Origin of the sequence: Sulfurimonas sp. (assembly GCF_047622445.1) — a bacterium.
In the GTDB taxonomy this organism is placed as follows: Bacteria; Campylobacterota; Campylobacteria; order Campylobacterales; family Sulfurimonadaceae; genus Sulfurimonas.
In genome coordinates this window covers 1-19965 of sequence record NZ_JBLHOE010000042.1, presented here as the reverse complement: position 1 = coordinate 19965, position 19965 = coordinate 1, and the positions used below count along the sequence as shown (strand labels likewise).

Below are 19965 nucleotides of genomic sequence, written 5' to 3'. Positions count from 1 at the left end.
GGGTGGATTATGTTAGAAAAAATAATTAATTGGTCTTTAGACCAACGTTTAATCATTGTAGCACTAGGTCTAGCAATTCTTATTTTTGGAACGCTAGAACTTCAAAAGTCTGAGGTAGATGTTTTTCCTGATTTAACTGCACCGACAGTTACTGTTCTTACAGAAGTAGAAGCAATGACTCCCCTAGAGATAGAAAAACTGATTACGCTTCCTATAGAAAATGGGCTTAATGGTCTTTCTGGACTTCGTCGTATCCGTTCGAATTCATTAAACGGAATATCAGTCGTGTATGCAGAATTTGAATGGGGAACAGATATTTATCGTGCGCGTCAATTAGTAACGGAGCAAATTCAGTTACTCAGAGGTAACTTACCTCAAGATATTGACTTTCCTGTACTTGCTCCAATATCATCTATAATGGGTGAAATTATGTTTATAGCGGTGCATTCAGAAGTCCATTCTCCACTTGAGCTTAAAACAGTAGCAGACTGGAATATACGTCAACGCTTGTTATCTATATCTGGAATTTCAGATATTATCCCAATAGGTGGAGACACAAAACAGTACCAGGTAATTCTTAAGCCAGAAAAGCTTGTTACACATGATTTAAATATTGATCAAATTATTCAAGCGATTAAGCAGTCAAATCAAAATGCTTCGGCTGGTTACTATGTAGAGAATTCCCAAGAATATATGATTCGTGGTATTGGAAAATTTACAAATATAAAAGATATACAAAACACTGTTATAGATGTAAAAAATGGTATACCGATTTTGATTGGGGATATAGCCCAAGTTAGGATTGGTGCAGCTGCCAAACGGGGAACTGGTTCTTACAATGGGAATCAAGCCGTAGTTTTAGCAATCCAAAAACAACCTAATGTAAACACCATTAAACTAACAAAAAAAATAGAAGAAAGTATACAAGAGATTCAAAACTCCCTTCCTGATGGGATGATAATAGAAAAAAATCTGTTTAAACAATCATCATTTATAGATGCCGCGATTAACAATCTCTCTAATGCTTTACGCGATGGCGCTATACTAGTTGTCGGAATAGTATTACTTTTTCTACTAAGTATCAGAGCTACTGCGATTACGCTTATGGCTATTCCTTTGTCTCTTTTTTCAACAATATTTTTACTTAATGCTTTGGATATTAGTATAAATACAATGACATTGGGTGGAATGGCGATAGCCCTTGGAGTATTGGTCGATGATGCTATCATTGTTGTAGAAAATATTATAAGAAGGTTACAGCAAAACGCTCAAAAAGAAGAATCAAAACAGTTAAGTAAGTTAAAGGTCATATCTAATGCGACTCTTGAAATTCAGAGTTCGATAGTTTTTGCTACGATGATTATACTGTTAGTATTTTTACCACTTTTTTTCCTCGAAGGAATGGAAGGTAAGCTTTTAGCTCCATTAGCAATGGCATACATTAGTTCTTTGGTCGCTTCATTAATTGTAGCAATCACAATAACTCCCGTATTAAGCTATTATTTTCTAAAAATAAAGTCAAAAAACGTACATGAAACTTCCCGTTTTTTACTAGTGCTACTCACATGGTATGAACATATTTTAACCTTTAGTATAAAGCGTTGGAAAATGCTTGTTATTAGTTTTGGAGTTCTCTTTATAGTCGCAGGTATTTTCTTATTTTCTGCTGGAAAATCATTTCTTCCAGAGTTCAATGAGGGAAGTTTAACTGTAGCAGTAGTCGCTTTACCCGGAACGGCTTTAGATAAGTCAGATAGCCTTGGTAGAGAAGTTGAAGAAGTTTTACTTGGATTTGAAGAAGTAGTTTCAGTGACAAGAAGAACTGGACGTGCTGAATTAGATCCACATGCACAAGGTGTACATGCATCTGAAATGGAAGTAACTTTAAAAATGACAAGTCGTTCTAAAGAAGATTTTCTTAAAGACTTAAGAAAAGAACTTGCTAGTGTTGCGGGTGTAAGCATCTCCGTTGGTCAACCAATATCACATAGAATAGACCACATGCTCTCTGGTTCAAAAGCGGCTATTGCTATAAAGATATTTGGTGAAGACATTAATGAACAGCGTTCTATTGCAAAAAGTATCAAAGAGGTAGTGAATGGTGTTGAAGGTACCGTAGATGTAATGGTTGAAAATCAAACAGACCTTCCTCAAGTACTTATGGAGTTTAATCGTAGGGTTATGGCTTCATATAATGTGAGTGTAGCAGAGTTAAGTACGATTATCCAAACAGCATTTTATGGCACAAAGGTAACAAAGTTTATTGAAAAAAATAAGATGTATGATGTGGTAGTAAAATACGAGCAAAAAGGGGCTGTTGATATCGAAGTAATAAAGTCAACACTTGTCCAAACTTCTTCAGGAGCACAAGTTCCTTTACATGCTCTTGTACATATAACTGAAGCAAGAATGCCTTACATGATTAGTAGAGAGGGGATGCAACGTAAAACAGTCTTAACTGCTAATGTGTCAGATAGTGATTTAGTTGGGATTGTGCAAAAGATTAAAGAAGGAATTAAAAATGAGGTAACTATTCCCAAAGGTTATAGAATAGAATATGGTGGACAATTTCAAAGTGCAGAAGCTTCTTCAAATATATTGATGCTTTTAGGTAGCTTAGTTATTTTTGGAGTGTTTTTACTTCTGTCTATGGCGTTTAATTCTGTGCGGGATGCAATTTTGATTTTAGGTAATCTTCCCTTTGCTTTGATTGGAGGTGTAGTTGGGCTGTATGTTTCAGGTGGAATTATTTCTGTTGCTACATTAATTGGTTTTATTACACTCTTTGGAATTGCGACGCGTAATGGTGTTATGATGATTTCACATATTCATAACTTGATACGACTTGAAGGTGTAAGTGATTTTGAAACTGCGGTAAAACAAGGTGCAAAAGAACGTTTGATACCAATCTTAATGACGGCACTTGCTGCTGGACTTGCAATGATTCCTTTAGCTTTAGGTATTGGTGAAGCTGGAAGTGAAATACAAGCACCTATGGCAATGGTAATTATGTTTGGTTTATTTAGTTCTACACTTCTTAATATGATTATATTACCCGCATTATATTTACGTTTTGGATCATTGAGAGGTAAAATGTAAAAGAATAAACATCAATGATTTTTTTTGATGTAAGAATACAGGAACTTACAATCAGTCTCGTAGTATCTGATGGTAATTATGTACTACCAGTATCAGTAGATGAGTTTAGACTAGGACTAGCTGAAACATATAATGCAAATAAAAGAAGAGATGGGTGTAGTAATACTTTCTAGTTTTAGTAATGTTCAAGTAACGATTATTTGATAATATTTTCATATAACAAATCAAGAAAAAGAGCTGGATGGGGTAGATTTTTCGGCACTCAGATTACATTAGGGGAATACAACTGAGTGCCGGCTTTGAAAGTTTCTTATAGAGGGTAAATGAGCTTAAACCAAGCCTTATTCCCTTTTGGTCTATTTTTAACATTTGTTTCAATATGGTACTTAGCAATTAAACTTAGTTTCCCATAGTTATACTGAACTTGTGGACCAACTGCTATAACCTGACCTTTATTGTTAGCTATAGTAGCACCATTTTGTTCATCATCAGTAATTTGTTTGTAGTAGTAACCACCAACACCTACTGTCCAGTCTTTGTTGATATGTTTACCAACCGTATAATCAAAGTGAAACTCTTCACCAGATTTGTAGTTTGTATCTGAGTTTTCTCTGTTAAAATCATACATAATCTTACTTGATACTTCCCAGCCTTCATCTGAAATATATGTCACAGCATAGAGTGGCTCAAATGTATAATAATTTCTACCAATACTCGGTCCGATATTTGTCGCTGATGGCGTAGAATATGAACCAGTTGGGAGAATAATATCCACACCTACTGCTTGATGCCAGTTTTTTGAATGCCATGAAACTAAAAATGGGTCAACTACAATATCACCTAGACCAGTATCACTACCATCAAGAACTGTACCAGGACCAGGGTTAATACTAAGCTTAGCATCAAGAGTCACAAGAGGAATAATCAATTGTGCACCCCAGTACCCTCCAAATATTTTATAAGGACTTGTATAAACAAATCTTGAAACATTTGCAGTTGCGTTTAATTTAAAATCACCTACTTCATTACCATTGTTATCCATTAATGCATCAGCACTATAGTTAGTAAGGTAGTTTAAATAGTAAAGTCCTGGAGGTGGAACAGCTCCAGCCATAAAGCCTTCTGATCCATTTGGATAAGCTCCACCACCACCTTCAGTTGCTTGTAAACCCGTGCTAAGTACAGCAGCAAACGCAGTTGCTACTACACCTTTTGCTATCTTATTTAGCATCAAAGTCATACTTTGCAAGATCGATTCCTGATTTACCTGGAGCAAGAATATTATTCGGATCAAGTGCTTTTTTAAGCTTATGAAATACATCTCTAATAACTGGACCATATGTTTCTCCAACTTCATCCATAGAACCACTGTTTGTACGATATACCCCGTATCCAGCTTTTGCAAATTCACTTACTAATTCACTATAACATTCTTTGGCTCTTGCCATCTCTTCAGGATCATTTCTATCATATAAAACATCTACGATATGGTGCATATCTCTCCAACCAACAATAAACTCGCCAACATAATCAAATCCATATTTATGTAAGATATCTGTTGCTAATTTCTTTTGATTGAGAGTATGTTTACCTTCAGCTGGTGAAACAGGAGCAAACCACATACTACCACCACCACCTTTCCAATTGTATAAACTAAACTCTTGTAAGTTTGGTTCACCTTTCATAAGTTTTGCGCGGTATTGGAAGATTGGATCATTTCCAAGCTCTTTTTCTGTGAAAAACTGAACTTTTTTATTGTTAGCAAATACTGCTTTGATAATATTCCAGTTATGCTCAATAGACTTCTCATCACCATAAAGTGCTGCATATACATTCCATGCACCCATGTTTTTATCTTTTCTAAGTCTCTTTAGCTCTTCTTCAGTAATATAGCCTTTACCAGTATGGTAATCACTTCTTTTTGCAACAGATGCTGCTTCGTAACTTGTACTTGCAATTGTAAATGCATTTGGAATAATATTTGCAATTCTAAGAGGACGTAGAGTCTCTACGATATCTGCAATATCTGTCTCATCTGGAAATGATAAACAAAATGGTTTGTATGCTGGTGGTGCTGGCATTAACCAGATACCCATCTTAGTACAAATACCAAAGTTAGACTGAGTAAAGATACCATCTAAATATGGACCGTAACCCCACTTAAATACTTGCCATGAGTTTGACTTTTCAATTCCACCCATACCAGTTCTAAGAACTTGACCATCTGCTAATACAACTTCCATACCACATTGAAATAAGAAGTGCTCACCATAAGGAGTATAACCAACACCTCTATCCATAGTATTACCTACTGGACTCGCAATTGCACTTGGTGCAGGACAACTCATCCATAATGGAATGTTGTTCTCTTGAAGATAATCATAAAGATCTTGGTATGTTACACCTGGTTCTAAAAGTGCATACCCAAGATCTGCATTTACCTCAATGATTTTATTCATACGACGTAAATCCATAAGTGCTGTACCAGCTTTTGCAGGCATTGTACTACCGTATCCTAGGTTTTTACCTGTAGAGAAAGTCCATATTGGCACTTTGTATTGATTACAAATTTCAACTACTTTTTGGATCTCTTCTACAGTTCTAGGAACTAAAGCTGCACTTGGCATCATTTCTTCTTTTTTAGTCGGAATCATTACCTTTGTATATGGTGCTATATCTTCTGAACTAATATATACATTCTCATCACCTAATGCTTTTTTAAATGCTTTAATCGCTTTATCAAAGTTCTCTTCTGTTACTCCGGGTGGAAGCTCTAAGTATTTAGACATATTGTTTTTCCTTACTTATCGTTGCTAAAAATGAGATTAGGTTTGTATTACCACACTCTTTTCGCGAAATTGTTACTTCTTTAAAACTATTTACACCTTGAGTATTTTTAGAAAGGTTTGTTGCATTACCACCTAAAATATGACCACTTAGAAAAGCCCATTGATCAGTTTGATCTAAAGTCTTTTTTGCATTTGAAATAATTCCAGATGCTGTGTGTGCTGTAGTAATGTAATGTTTAGTACCACTAGTACTTATCTTATGAAAAATTTCAGCCTTAAGATTTACTCCATTGCTTTGGAAGTATTCAACCATAAGTATGTAATCAGCTTCACTTAAAAGACCTGTAATTGATGTCACTTTATTACCATTTAGGTGTGATTTCATCATAGATGTAAAACTTTGATAATCTTGAAGAATATTTACATTTTCAATGGTAGCAAGATTTTTTTTAGAATGACCTAGACCATCTATAAATGCTTTTGAATAAGGAGTAGCATTGAGTAAAACTAAAGATTCAGATGTAGCATTTTCTTGTGCATATAAACTAGAACCAAATGCTACTATAGCAGATGCTGCTACTGCACCTTTGAGTACTGTTCTGCGTTTTGTATCTACAGTTTTCATTTTATTGTACCTGTAGCTAAGCCGCGAGACAAGTCCCTAAGTGTTGCATCATCGATTTCTGTTTTACGAAATGCTGGCATTGCGTTTAAACCAAGACGAACTGTTTGAAAAATATTTTCTGTACGAAAATCAACTGAAGCTGCATCAAATTTTATCTTAATACTGTCTGGACCGACACCAGTATCATGACAATAAGCACATACTTTTGTATAAGCTTCTTGACCATTTTTATAATATCTCTCACTCGCCATAGACTGAGAGAAGCCAAAGAGTAATAGGCTTGCCAGAGTAAGGAGCCTAATAGATTTATATTGTTTTTGCATAAAAATCTCCTATAAAATTATCGGTTTTTTAACCGTTGAAAAAATTATAAGGAGAATATGTTGCAAAATTGTTGCAATTATAAAGAAATGTTATCTGTGAATTTTGTAACCGCTACCACTTGTGTTGGTAATCATGCCTTCTGGAAGCTTCGAGCGCAGACGAAATAATACTGAACGTAGGGCTGAATAACCTGCTGGTTCATCATTCCATGCCGCAGTTTCAATCTGTTCTATAGAGGTTACATGTCCTACATTTGCACAAAGAGTATCCATGACTTTCTTCTCTCTTTGTGTTAAAGAGATTGTCTTTTCCCCATTATAGAGAATTTTTTCTTCTCTATCAAACATGTAACCATCTTTTAATCCTACTGTCTGTGTATAGGGAGTTTGCGTTTCATGTATTTTTGTTTGCAAAGATACATTGAGATTTTTCATACTGTCAAATTGATTCTTTTGAATTTGATCTTGTTTAAAACGTTGCAATGCGAGTTCAATAGTACTCTGTAGGTCAGTTGCCTTAAATGGCTTTACTAAGTAACCATAAGGTGAACTCTCCCCAGCATGAGATATTGTTTTTAGTTCTGAGTTTGCTGTGAGATAGACAATAGGTATTTCATACTTCTCATTTATCATTTTTGCAAGTTCAACACCATTATCGCCATCTTTTAAAAATATATCCATTATGATAAGATCAGGAGTTCCTCTCTCAAGTAACTTGAATGCTTTTTGAATATTTGAAGCTATGCCTAAAACATCATAACCAAGTTCAAGAAGAGTCTCTTTTATATTAAGAGCAATAATACTTACATCTTCAACAATCATAAGGTTACTTTTTTTCATTGTACTGCCTTACTTGGAAAATATATATCACAAATAAGTCCATTATTTGAGTTAAATGTAACTTCACCATCAAGCTCCTCTTCAATAATTGTTTGAATCAACTGCAGTCCAAGAGAATTACCTTGTAAGATTTTTGTAACATCTTCAACACCTTCTCCATTATCTTCTACACATACATGTATTATCTCATTTTCGAGCTTTAATGTAATATTTAAAATATTATTATCTCTATTTTTAAAAGCATACTTTATAGAATTTACGCACAATTCGTGCAAAACCATACCAAGACGAATAGACGCATCAGTGGAAAAACGTATGACTGGAATATCTATGTTTAACTCTACTGCGGATTTTTCTTCTGAATGAAGTAAGATTATGTCTGAGACAAGCTGCTTTACATATCCATTTAAGTCAATTTCATCGAGTTTATCGCTCTTATACAAAAACTCATGAACAAGTGACATAGTATGAATCCTACTTCTACTTTGCTGTAAAATAGTACGCATATATGTATCATCAATTCGACGATACTGCATACTTAGAAGACTTGAGATAATTTCTAAGTTATTTTTAACACGATGATGTACTTCTTTAAGAAGTGTCTCTTTTTCTGAGTTAGATTTTATAAGTTCTATATTAGCTTCTTCAATGGCATTTTGGTAAACTCGACGCTCACTAATGTCACGACCAAATGCACAAATAAATTCTTTGCCTTCATGCGTAAAATAGTTTGCCGACACTTCTATAGGAAGTGTTTTAGAATCTTTTCTCGTCTGGATAGTCTCAAATGTAGTATGTTTTACATCTTTTATCTCTTGTAAGAACTCTTGTGCTTGAGCACTGGTAAAGTTATGATCCATCTCCCATAAGTACATATCTAACAACTCTTCTTTTGAATAACCAAGCATACGTGACGCAGCATCATTTACATAGTAAAACTTCCCATCAAAAGTAAACCAATACGTTGCATCTGCACTATTGTCAAGTGCGAAGTTAAATAAACGAAGACTCTCTTTTTCTCTTTTCTCAACTGCTAAATAAGAAGCTTCCGTCTCTTTGATGAGGCTTAACATATAACGAAGGAGGAAGCATAATATTACCGACATAAATAATGTATATAAAATACCTATCTCAAGTGGACCAATTTTCACTATGTTTAAATCAACAATGCGGTCAAGCAATAAAACACCACCAATACCTATAAAGGCAAATATAAGTGAAAATCTACTTGGAATATAATCAGGACTGAAAATTACATTTTGGAGTAATTTGGGAAGAATCATAACATACCTTGAAATAATATTGTAGATTATATCCTTATTTGCATTAAGTGAATTTTTGCAATAATTTTGCAACATTTTTTCTTTATGATGAGAATCTAAATAGGCATAAAGTGCTGAAAATTTATTATACTGGAGATACAAATAATGAAAGAATATAAGTTATATATCAATGGACAAGATCAAGCCTCGTCAAATGGAAAAATAGTTGATGATATCAATCCATCAAATGGCGAAATTTTCGCAAAAGTGCACATGGCAAGTAAAGAAGACATAGAAGATGCTATACAAAGTGCTTACATTGCGCAAAAATCTTGGGCTAAAACACCTCCAAGACAAAAAGAAAAAGTGCTATTAAAAGCAGCTGATCTTTTTGAAGAAAGAGCTGAAGAGATTAAGACTATCCTTATGCAAGAAAGTGGTTCTGTATTTGCTAAATGTATGTTTGAAATCGGTATGGTTGCAGATATTCTTAGAACAGCAGCTGGTGAAGCAAGACGTGTGTCTGGTCAAACATTTACATCAAACGATCCGGGTGTACTTTCTTATAGTATTCGTCGTCCTTTAGGTGTTATCGCTGGTATTTCACCATTTAATGCTCCTATGATTTTAAGCACAAAAAAGTTTGCTTTTGCACTTGCTGCTGGTAATTCATTTGTACTTAAACCATCAAGTCATACACCTGTTTGTGGTCTTGTTTTTGGTGAAGTGTTTAGAGATGCTGGTCTTCCTGATGGTGTTTTAAACATCATTCCTTGTTCAAGTAGAGATTTAGGTGAAACATTCCAAACAGATAAGCGTATAGCTATGATTACTCTTACTGGTTCAACTCAAGTTGGTAAAATAGTTGCTGCATCTGCTGCAATGAACCTCAAAAAATGTACAGTAGAACTTGGTGGTAAAAGTCCAACTATCGTTCTCGGTGACGCAAATGTTGATTACGCTGTTGATACGGCTGCGTTTAGTATCTTTATGCACCAAGGTCAAATCTGTATGGCAGGTTCAAGAATCATTGTTGAAGAAAATATTTATGATGAGTTCTGTGAAAAATTTGCGGCTAAAGTGAAGACTCTTAAAGTTGGTAACCCTGAAGATCCTACCACAATTGTTGGACCACTTATTGAAGAAGCTCAGTGTAAGTTCATCAATGGCTTAGTTGATGACGCTGTAACTAAAGGTGCTAACTTACTTACAGGTCGTGAACATGAAGGTTGTTTTTACCAACCAACTGTTCTAGCAGATATAACAGAATCAATGACAATCTTCCATGAAGAAGCATTTGGTCCTGCAGCTGCAATTGTAAAAGCAAGAGATGTTGATCATATTATAGAATTAGCAAATAATTCTAACTACGGGCTAAGTTCAGCTGTAATTACAGATAACTTAAGTGCTGCACTTAGATTAACTGAAGAATTAGATACTGGTATGGTTCATGTTAATGGTCCAACTATTCAAGATGAAGCTCACATCCCTTTTGGTGGGGTAAAAGAGAGTGGAATGGGTCGAGAAGGTGGTCATTTCTCAATCGAAGAGATGACAGAACTTAAATGGGTAACTGTTGAAGGTCACTTAAACCACCACTATCCATTTTAATCTAAAAGCCTTTTCAAGGCTTTTAGTATAAACACCGCAGCAATCTACATCTTCTTCTCTAATTAATTATAATAATGAAATAAACTAAACTAAAGGTTATAATTTTGATAAATATATTCGCTACTTTACCTATCAATAAAGAGCTACTACGTTACATATCCATTTTTATAGGAGCTACACTACTCGCTATTGGTGTTGTAATGTTTCTTATTCCCAATCAAATAGTTTCAGGCGGGACACCTGGTATTTCAATTTTGATAAATAATTTCACCGGTATTCCAACAGGTATGATAATGTTTATCATAAATGTTCCCTTAGTACTTATGAGTATTAAATACATTGGAAAAGGTTTTACTATTAGAACTATTTTCTCTATTGCTACTTCTTCTTTTATGGTTGACTTTTTTCGTGAATATTTACAGGTAACAGCTTGGACAAATGAACCTATACTAGCAGGTATCTTTGGTGGTATTGCCATTGGTTTAGGTCTTGGTTTTATTATTGCCGGAAATGCTTCAGCCGGTGGTCCTTCTATTGTTGCTAGAATTGTTGCCGACAAGATGCACTGGAAACAGGGAAATGTTATTATCGCTTTAGATATTTTAATAGTTCTAAGTGCTGGAGTTGTTTTTGAGAGTGTTGAGAGTGCTTTATGGAGTCTCATAAGTGTCTACACAACTGCAAGAAGTATGGATATGCTCATATCTGGTCGTCCAACAGAAAAAGTTATTCATATCTCATCAAACAAAGTAGAATTATTAAGTGAACATATCATAGAAAAATTTGGTAAAGAGGGAATTATTTTAAATGGTTTAGGTTTTGACCAAAGAGAAAAACGAAAATTGATGATGCTAGTAATTGAAAATAACAAGATTCCTGCTCTTAGAGCTATGGTGGAAAAACATGACCCTGATGGTTTTTTAGTTATCATTGAAGCATCAGAACTATTAGGCAGAGGACATTAAAGAATGAAAGCAAAATTTGCAAAAATAAATAAGGGTGTATTATATATGCTCATTGCATCTGCTAGTTTAGCTATAGTAAGTGCCTTTGCAAAAGTTTTAAGTGTTGAAATGTCTACTATAGAGATTGTATTTTTTAGAAACCTCATTGGTGTTTTGTTTATAATAGGAACTCTTTTTAGTACACCGTTTGTACAAGTTGGAGGAAAACCTTGGTTACTCTTCTTTAGAGGCTTTATTGGTATGGTAGCAATGCTCTCATATTTTTATAATTTAGCACATATTCCCCTTGCTGATGCTGTCACTTTTTCAAGAACTGCCCCTATTTTTACAGCTATTTTTGCCTTTTGGTTTTTAAAAGAAAGAATTGGACTTACTGGATGGGTAGCGATATTTATCGGTTTTTTTGGTCTTTTGTTAGTAATGCAACCCTCAGGAGTGATTGAGAAAAGTCATATCTTTGGATTTTTAAACGCCATTGGTGCAGCACTCGCGTTTACCAGTATTCGTGAGTTAAAAAACTATTATGACACGAGAGCTATTGTGCTTATATTTATGAGTATGGGACTTGTTGTACCTATTATTTCAATGATTGTTTCTCAGTACTATATGAATCCAGATTATGATTTTATTCTCGGTGTCTTTATTATGCCACAAGGTATAGCATGGTTATATCTTTTAGGTCTAGGAATTTTTGCTTATCTTTCTCAGTTTTACATGACAAAGGCTTATGGTGAATCAAAGGCTGGAATTGTAGGAGCTGTAAGTTACTCTGTTATACTTTTTTCTGTTGTCATTGGAGTTGCTTTGGGTGATGAGTTACCAAGTCTTTTGACATTTGCAGGGATTGGATTTATTATTTTTGGTGGTGTTATGGTGGCTAAATCTAAATAGTTTTTCTTCTTCTCGCAAATAATAGATATAATAAAGATTCTTTAAAAAGTTAGGTTTTTACTGTTTTAATAACTGTCTAGTTTATAGGGGACATTCCAGATGTCTACACAAACTATTCCCTATTTAATAAAAAATACTTAAACAAAAGGCATAGCTTTTACAGTGCTTTAATTATGTTATTTCAATAATTGCTCTATTCTCTATAGAGATGACTTTTAATTTTTCTTTATCTATATTCTTTGTAATTTCCAAAAACTTATCTTCACTACCATCTGAAGTATTCTCGAATGATGCGAATACTATACTCTGACAGCCTAGATTACTTAATTTTTTAAATAATACTGCTTGACTAGTTTCCGTCATAGCATGCTGGGCTGGTTCATCAAAAAGAAAAATACCTGGGTGATTCCCTTTTTTAATAGTAGATACTTCATATAAGGCTATCAAATATGCCCAAATTGAACGAACGAAGTCACTGGCAGATGAGTTATATCTAATTGCTTGAGTGTCACCAGCTATACTTACCATTGGAAAGTATTTTGAGCTGCCTCTGTCTGATATCCATACTTGGTCGTCTCTTTTACTTCCATATAAAAAATCTGTTAATAAGATTTTAAATGAACTATTTAATTCGATAAGTTTTAATTTGTCTTGATAGTTCATTTCATGAGGTGTCTTTAATTTTTCATTATTATCCCAAAGTTTAGCAATTTCTACTAAATCAGTATTTAATTCGACTATATCTTTTTTTATAGTCAATATTTTTTCATATTTGTTTTCCAATATAACAAATTCTTTTACAGAAGAAAAAGAAGCTGAATTTGAATTTGAAATAAAGTCTTTTTCTAAATAAGCAACTATTTGTTTGTCTGATTCATATTCTTCTTTCATCTGTGCATAATGATTTTGTTCATTATCAATTTCTTGATTAAGTACATTAAGATAAGTTACTAAAACATCTTTTTGTGATTTTATATATATCTTATTTTCTTCTAGACCCATTACTTCAATGTTTTCGTATAAACTTGATGATATAGGATTATCGCAAGTTGGACATTTCCCCTTAAATATTTTGTTTGTATTACTCTCTGAATTAGTATATTTTTCGATTTTAAGTAAATATGTTATTTTTTCTATTTCACTTTCTAATCGAGTATTTTCTTTTTCTAATAATACCTGTTCGTTATATTTAGAAGAAATACTTTGATTGATATTTTGAATTGAATCAAATGTTATTTTCAATTTTTTTCTAAGTTGAATGATTTTGTTATCAATATCATTATTGGGCTTTACTAATGTTTCTTCTAGTTCATTAATTTTAGTTTTCAAAATATCCAAATAATTATCTATATCATATTTTTCATCATCAATATAAAATAGCACACTATAAGATGATTTTGAAAGTAGTTCAACTCCTCTGACTTTTTCAGGTAAATTAACCAATCTTCCAGATATTAGTTTAACTTTATCTTTGATTTTATTAATTTGAGTATCCCACTCTTGGGTAATCTTTATTTTATTGTCTTCATATTTACTTTTTTCTTTTTCAAATTCAAATGTATCTAAATCAAGTATATATTCAACTATTCTTTTTTTTGGGTCTTTAATTCCATAATAAGGAATTGCAGCAAAAAAATCAGTCCATCCTTTGACTTGTTCAATAAAACAAGAATTAAAGAGTACTTGTAAATATAATTTTGATTCTCCACTTTCATATTGTGGAACAATTGGTAATTTTATATTCAAAAAAACTTCTAAGTAACTATAAAAACCTTCTTCACTTAAAGCAGCACCTGGGTCATGTAAAAAGTAAAACTGTTCTGTACCATCTTCTGTTACTTCCATGATTCTTTCTTCAATGTCATAATGTTTTATGTATCGTTTCAATTTAATACACTTTCCTGAATTATTCTCAATTTCCAAGATGACAACAGATGTGATAATCTCTAAATCTAAACCACCATAAGGAATACTTGAAGTAAGTATAGAATCTAGGGCAACCGTATTTTTTCCGCCAAGCAATTCTTCCATTCCTAGACCATAAAAAATGGAGGACGCAATTGTTGTTTTACCTGAATGGTTGTCACCTTTTATAATGGTAAGTCCATTTGTTAAAAAATCAATTTTTCTACCAAACTTTTTATCTTTTGTTGTAATTTCAATAGTTAAATTATTGATTTTTATCATTTATTAACTCCATAAACTTTTTAATTTGTCTACATTTTTATCGCTTAATTTTGAACCAATATTTTTTAAAAATTGTTGTTGGCTATCTAGAGCTTTTAATTCTTTAATATCTGACACAAACTTAATACCTTCTTCTGTCAAAAAATATTTAGAACCATTAAATCCACACAATTTATCTTTTACTAATATAGTTAAAATAGAATTATTTTTAATGTTAATATTCCAAAGACCGATGGATAAATCACAATTATTTTCTAAGCTTTCAAGTAACCTATTCTGTCTATCAACACTTTTAATTACCCATAAAAGTAAATGAATTTTTAATAGAGAAATAGTTTTTTGTTTACCATATCCAGTATAGAATATTATGAATAACATCATAATTGATAAATATAATATTCTTGTATCAGAATCAATATCAATGGGTTTTTTTGAAATTCTAAATTCCATATTTAATCCTTTATTATAAAATCTACATTACAATCAAATAACCACTTAGCTATAGCATTTGAAGCAAGTTTGTTGACCGTGGAGGTTGAAATATTTAAATATCCAAACTCTTCTTTGATAACAGACTTTACTTCTTCTGTCATTTCCACTATTCTTGATTGGCCTAGTGTCTTATTTTCAATTCTGTGCACATATTTACTTTCAAATGAGTCCAATATAGTTTCTAGTGATATTTTCCATTTTTCATCAAAATTAATATCGTAATCAGATAAAGAATGTATTAACATATTTCCATTCATATATTCACCAATCCGTATATAATTTTTATTGACAGCATCTTCTATCTCATAAATTGTTGTGTTCTTCCGATTTAAAAAATCGTAATTACTATTCTCTTCATTCTTGAATTTTTCAAGCTCATCTTCTGTAATCTTTTTATTTTTTTCATTCATTGATTTTTCTATATCTTCTATATTTATATACTTTGAAAAAATAAAGTCATCCTTTATAAGTAGGTTTACTAATGTTAATGCAATAACTGTTGCAAATGTACCATGTGCATCTACTAATGAATTAACAACCCCTACTAAATAAAGTTTACCGTGTTCTTCAAAAAAAACACCACTTCCAGATACACCTTCTATTTTATCAATAGTATTATCAGGAGATGTATCTCCGTTAATATTATTAACGGTTAGAGCAATAGATTGGTTTTGTGCATCTATATCATCGCACCTAATATCATTAAAAGGGAAAGAATTTCCATTAGTTACAGCCCTTGGAAAACCTCTTAAATGGTAGTTCTTTTCATAAAGAGCTTTGTCAAGATATATGGTATTTGGAATATTAAAGGAGACATTATCAATTGCTAAGAGTATCAATTTATTGTATTGCTCAATACTATTTACTTTAATATTTGTATTCAAATAAGAGTTTACTTCAATATCGTTTTCAGTTGTGTTGTGTTGATTGTCTTTACCAAAAACAACATGTTCTACTGTTAATATATAATGTGTTTTTCCCATACAAACAATAATACCTGTTCCAACTTCCTGTTGATTGTCTATATTAATATTTATCTTTACTGTTAAAGATTTAATCTTGTCAATAACATTTAATTTATCTTCCACAATTTATCCTCCCTAGTTCTAATATCTTGAAATCATAAATAGATTGAAAATTAAATTCTGCTTCTTCTTCTTGAGTAGGTAATCTAACATTTTTTTGTTCGTATTCACTTTTTGGATAATTGAAATATAAGTTTATCTTTTTACAATAATCTCTTTCTGGGTGACATATAATTCTCGCTATTGTTTCAATATCGGGATGATTATGTGTGCCATTAGTTGAGAAAATAAAATTATTAGATTCTATTAGTGATAGAAAATCAATGCTTGTATTGTATTTACTACCATGATGTGAAACTTTTACATAGTCAACTTGACATCTGTTCACTGAAGTATATTTATTTGATTTCAAAGATTTAACAAGTACACTATCTTTGGCATCTCCAAGTAACAATATTGACACTCCTTCATAACTTATGATAAATGCTAAGCTTGACCAATTAGCAACATCTTTCGTTAAACTTTTTTCTTCAAATTTATCTTTTGCAATTTCAGATAATAACCTTGTATCATTTGTAAAAGTTGATGATATCAAACTTTGTTCTTCTTCATATTGTGTCCAAGAATTATTTAAATGGTATAGAGCTTCAATTGTAGGAGATAAAAATTTTATTGATAAACCATTTTCATTAAATTCTTCATCTTCTACAATATTGTCATTAAATATTTCAATTCCCTGTTCTTGAATGAATTCTGTTAATTTAATACCATCACTAATTGATATCATAGAGGAGTTGGTCTTTTTTATTAAATCTGCTGAATTAAAGTAGATTTTTTTAATTTTCTTTGAATGTTTACTTTCTAATAGTTTATTAATACCACCAATATGGTCTAAGTCAATGTGTGTAACAATAACTAAATCGAGTTGATCAATCTTTTCAACAATATCTTTTAAAGCATTTTGATATACTTTTCCCGTACCACCATCAATTAAAATATTTCGATGAATATTTTTATTATCTAGATAAGTAACGAAAATAGAATCTCCTCCACCTGCGTGCAAGAAAGAGACATTAAACATATATATTATCTCTTATCATTGTTGATAGTTCCTTTTTGAATAATTATGTATTGTATCAAATATTTTATAGTATTATTATTTGTTTTGATATTTAAATTTGATAAAATGATTTGCGCTATAAGCAAAACAGGTTAATATTGAAATTATGTTAAGTCAGAGAGAGTGAATTTTGATTTGCTATTATAACTGTCTTATCATCTACATATAATACTTTTACAAATATTTTTGGATAGATTTTAGTAATCATGCTTTTAATTAGAGTATAATTTTTCTATAATAATTTATTTTATAGGATCTATATTTGAAGTTAGCGAATGATAATGTATATTTTGAAGAATATAAATTAATACAATCAAAAATCGATCAATATGGAAATAGTTCACTTCAATTAAAAGGGTTTAGTGTTACACTTGCTTTAGCACTGAGCACTTATTCGATTAAAGAGGATAGTTTAATTATCTCTTTATTTGGTATGGTGGGTATTGTCCTTATTCTTTACTATGAGGGTTTTAATAGTATATTCGATGATATTTTGAAGAATAGAGCATTGAAATTAGAAAATGCTAGTATAAGAAATAGATGTGATAAGATTGGTGAGCCTTTACAAATAGGAAATTTATTAAAGAATTATAAGAAGAAAAATATTAATCTTTTTAAATTGATTCTTAACAAGATCACTTTGCATTACGCAGATAATATTATTCATTTTTTTAATATTTTTTTAATGGTCGCTACCATTACAATTGTCTTAGTAAAGAACGAAACAGATATAAAGGAAACTACGGATTTAAATGTGACATGTTGTATCCAGAGAGACAAAATAAAAAATAAAGAAAATTATATTTTACAATCTGAAGCTCTAGAAAGCCTTCATCAAAGACCAACTAAACTAGAGAGAACTGATAATGAGTTACATAATACTGATAATTATTATAAAAAAACTATTTTAAAAGTGAAGGACTATAAGTGTCAATTAAAAATAAAAAAATAGAGAAAGAAATTCGTACTTATTCTGAAATCATTGAAATGATTGGAGATGCTTCTGATGATGATGCGATAGCGAAATATTGCTATTTCTCACAACACATTATCAGAAAATGTAGAGATTATATAAAGTATATTCTAAGCTTAGAAGAAATTGACCCTGAAGATATATTTAACATGCTTTATAATACACGTAAATTTGAAGTAGACTATACTGATACTTATAATTATTTTGATCGAATGCTTGTTGTTAGTTCTTATGGTGAGTATTGGATCGAAGAAGATGAAGAAAACTATATTAATTCTTTTAAAAAACATAAAAAATATCTTCATGAGATATTAGTTATTACTAAGAAGCTCTACAATGAAAGATAAAGAATTTATACATTATAAAATAATAGATTTTTTTAAAAAAGAACAAAACACTGTTGCTGAGGTCAACTTAAAATTACTATTAAAATCACTAAACTATTCTATACAAGAATTTAAAAATAATTTTATTCAAAAAGATTATGTTATAAATAATAATGGTATCTATCATTTAAACTACCAAGATAGATTTTTAGTTTCACTAAGAGAGAGTCATGATATTTTATGTTTTGAAAAACTATCTAATAATCTTAGAACAGAGGTTAAGCTTCTACTAGATGAATTATTAAATAATTATGAAGATAGTATACAAAGTGTTTTTTTAATTGGTTCTAGTGCTAGAAATACAGTACATAATAAGAGTGATATTGACTTATTAATTGTATGTAAAAATAAGTTTGACTATAAAATAATGAATACATATAAAAAAATTCAATTAATAGTTTATTCAATAGATGAGTTTAAAATTAAATATGAAAAAAATTCTGAATTAATTATTTGGGCTTTCCATGCAGGGTTGTTATTATATGACGCTAATTTCATTAATAAGTATTATGTACAAAAAAACACTCAAATCTCATCTCATACAATATTAATAAAGAGAATATTAATTAAAAAGATAATGGATAATTTTTCATCTTCTAAAATGTATTTTGATAATCTAGATACTCAAATATTAAAACAATTGATTTTTCATATGGCTCGTTATATTCTTATGATACATAAGATACTACCGCTATCCAAAACAGAAATAATCCCGCAACTAATGAAAGTAGATAATAATAATGCCCAAATTCTTTTAGAAATCCTAGAAGAAATGAATAACGATAAAATTACATTAGAAGCATATGCTAAAAATTACTATAAATTAATTAATTCATTTAAGCAGTGTCTTAATACTAATTAAACTATGTAATGTCCTATAGAATTAAATGTAAATCAATCCTATAATTTAGATAAAGTAATACATAAGTATGAGTTTATATAGGACTAAAAATGTTAAGAAGAGAGTCCTATTAAAGCACTTTTTAGAGTAATAAATGATTTGCTTAAGCTTTACTTTAATATGACTAACCTATAATTATGTACTTAAACTGTTACACATGTTGTTTAGTAGCTTTAAAATATATTTAACTCATATCCCTATATAAGGTACTTCGTAAAATGGCGACAGTTCCAGTATCCGAAGCCATCAAAAAATCTTTTTTCAAATCACTTTAATCACAACTCTAAGATATTCCTGACCTTTGAAACTTTTTTCATAGAAGCCATAGCATTTTGAATAATTAATAAAAGACCAATACTCTTTATATAATGGCCTGAAAAATCAAGACAAGTTTTCAGCTTAATTAATTTCCACCTTGTATTGTTACCTTACCCTACATTTTTAATAAATTCAAGATACATATTCATAGGTTTTTG

At 31.2% G+C, this 19965-nt stretch carries 18 protein-coding genes; 8 read left to right on the top strand and 10 right to left on the bottom strand.

Going from position 1 to position 19965, the window contains the following annotated elements; all coding sequences use genetic code 11:
• Positions 1-9: 9 nt before the first annotated feature.
• Positions 10-3099 carry an efflux RND transporter permease subunit gene (locus ACI9TV_RS10200; protein WP_415250688.1) on the top strand — a complete coding sequence of 1030 codons (3090 nt, stop codon included), beginning with the start codon at positions 10-12 and terminating at the stop codon, positions 3097-3099.
• Between the two features lie 14 nt (positions 3100-3113).
• On the top strand, positions 3114-3272 hold the full coding sequence (locus ACI9TV_RS10195) for a hypothetical protein (RefSeq protein WP_415250687.1): 159 nt from the start codon (positions 3114-3116) through the stop codon (positions 3270-3272).
• 137 nt (positions 3273-3409) lie between these two features.
• On the opposite strand, the gene ACI9TV_RS10190 is transcribed toward ACI9TV_RS10195, so the two are convergent.
• The 6 genes from ACI9TV_RS10190 to ACI9TV_RS10165 all read right to left on the bottom strand — a co-directional run bounded on the left by ACI9TV_RS10190 (position 3410) and on the right by ACI9TV_RS10165 (position 8959).
• Positions 3410-4330, bottom strand: coding sequence for a transporter (locus ACI9TV_RS10190; RefSeq protein ID WP_415250686.1), 921 nt, complete (start codon positions 4328-4330; stop codon positions 3410-3412).
• Positions 4320-5888 (bottom strand): FAD-binding oxidoreductase, encoded by a 1569-nt coding sequence (locus ACI9TV_RS10185; protein ID WP_415250685.1) that lies wholly within the window; start codon positions 5886-5888, stop codon positions 4320-4322. The genes ACI9TV_RS10190 and ACI9TV_RS10185 overlap by 11 nt, the downstream gene beginning before the upstream one ends.
• On the bottom strand, positions 5881-6513 hold the full coding sequence (locus tag ACI9TV_RS10180) for a hypothetical protein (protein ID WP_415250684.1): 633 nt from the start codon (positions 6511-6513) through the stop codon (positions 5881-5883). Before ACI9TV_RS10180 ends, ACI9TV_RS10185 begins: the two co-directional genes overlap by 8 nt.
• The gene (locus ACI9TV_RS10175; protein WP_415250683.1) at positions 6510-6836 is read right to left on the bottom strand and encodes a c-type cytochrome; all 327 of its coding nucleotides are present in this window, start codon (positions 6834-6836) and stop codon (positions 6510-6512) included. Before ACI9TV_RS10175 ends, ACI9TV_RS10180 begins: the two co-directional genes overlap by 4 nt.
• 90 nt (positions 6837-6926) lie before the next feature.
• Complete coding sequence (locus tag ACI9TV_RS10170; protein ID WP_415250682.1) at positions 6927-7676, bottom strand: response regulator; 750 nt, start codon at positions 7674-7676, stop codon at positions 6927-6929.
• A complete protein-coding gene (locus ACI9TV_RS10165) occupies positions 7673-8959 on the bottom strand; it encodes a sensor histidine kinase (protein ID WP_415250681.1) in 1287 nt (428 codons plus the stop codon). Before ACI9TV_RS10165 ends, ACI9TV_RS10170 begins: the two co-directional genes overlap by 4 nt.
• A 144-nt stretch (positions 8960-9103) precedes the next feature.
• Between ACI9TV_RS10165 and ACI9TV_RS10160 the strand changes: the two genes are divergently transcribed.
• From ACI9TV_RS10160 to ACI9TV_RS10150, 3 genes are all read left to right on the top strand, one after another.
• Complete coding sequence (locus ACI9TV_RS10160; protein ID WP_415250680.1) at positions 9104-10549, top strand: aldehyde dehydrogenase family protein; 1446 nt, start codon at positions 9104-9106, stop codon at positions 10547-10549.
• Positions 10550-10653: 104 nt separating this feature from the next.
• Complete coding sequence (locus ACI9TV_RS10155) at positions 10654-11514, top strand: YitT family protein (protein ID WP_415250679.1); 861 nt, start codon at positions 10654-10656, stop codon at positions 11512-11514.
• Positions 11515-11517: 3 nt separating this feature from the next.
• Entirely contained in the window at positions 11518-12405 is an 888-nt protein-coding gene (locus tag ACI9TV_RS10150; protein WP_415250678.1) for a DMT family transporter, read from the top strand.
• A gap of 171 nt (positions 12406-12576) precedes the next feature.
• Here the strand turns inward: ACI9TV_RS10150 and ACI9TV_RS10145 are convergent, their stop codons facing one another.
• From ACI9TV_RS10145 to ACI9TV_RS10130, 4 genes are read right to left on the bottom strand one after another with little or no spacing between them, the layout of a single operon-like run.
• Entirely contained in the window at positions 12577-14592 is a 2016-nt protein-coding gene (locus tag ACI9TV_RS10145) for a hypothetical protein (protein WP_415250677.1), read from the bottom strand.
• A gap of 3 nt (positions 14593-14595) precedes the next feature.
• Positions 14596-15042, bottom strand: a complete 447-nt coding sequence (locus tag ACI9TV_RS10140) for a hypothetical protein (RefSeq protein WP_415250676.1) — start codon at positions 15040-15042, stop codon at positions 14596-14598.
• 2 nt (positions 15043-15044) lie between these two features.
• Entirely contained in the window at positions 15045-16172 is a 1128-nt protein-coding gene (locus tag ACI9TV_RS10135) for a hypothetical protein (RefSeq protein WP_415250675.1), read from the bottom strand.
• Positions 16162-17190, bottom strand: a complete 1029-nt coding sequence (locus ACI9TV_RS10130) for a ComEC/Rec2 family competence protein (RefSeq protein ID WP_415250674.1) — start codon at positions 17188-17190, stop codon at positions 16162-16164. The genes ACI9TV_RS10135 and ACI9TV_RS10130 overlap by 11 nt, the downstream gene beginning before the upstream one ends.
• A gap of 301 nt (positions 17191-17491) precedes the next feature.
• On the opposite strand from ACI9TV_RS10130, the gene ACI9TV_RS10125 reads away from it, so the two are divergent.
• The 3 genes from ACI9TV_RS10125 to ACI9TV_RS10115 are packed head-to-tail and all read left to right on the top strand — an operon-like array spanning position 17492 to position 19450.
• Positions 17492-18181 carry a hypothetical protein gene (locus ACI9TV_RS10125; protein WP_415250673.1) on the top strand — a complete coding sequence of 230 codons (690 nt, stop codon included), beginning with the start codon at positions 17492-17494 and terminating at the stop codon, positions 18179-18181.
• Positions 18157-18549 (top strand): hypothetical protein, encoded by a 393-nt coding sequence (locus ACI9TV_RS10120; RefSeq protein WP_415250672.1) that lies wholly within the window; start codon positions 18157-18159, stop codon positions 18547-18549. The genes ACI9TV_RS10125 and ACI9TV_RS10120 overlap by 25 nt, the downstream gene beginning before the upstream one ends.
• Positions 18539-19450 carry a nucleotidyltransferase domain-containing protein gene (locus tag ACI9TV_RS10115; protein ID WP_415250671.1) on the top strand — a complete coding sequence of 304 codons (912 nt, stop codon included), beginning with the start codon at positions 18539-18541 and terminating at the stop codon, positions 19448-19450. The genes ACI9TV_RS10120 and ACI9TV_RS10115 overlap by 11 nt, the downstream gene beginning before the upstream one ends.
• The last annotated feature ends 515 nt before the right edge of the window (positions 19451-19965 follow it).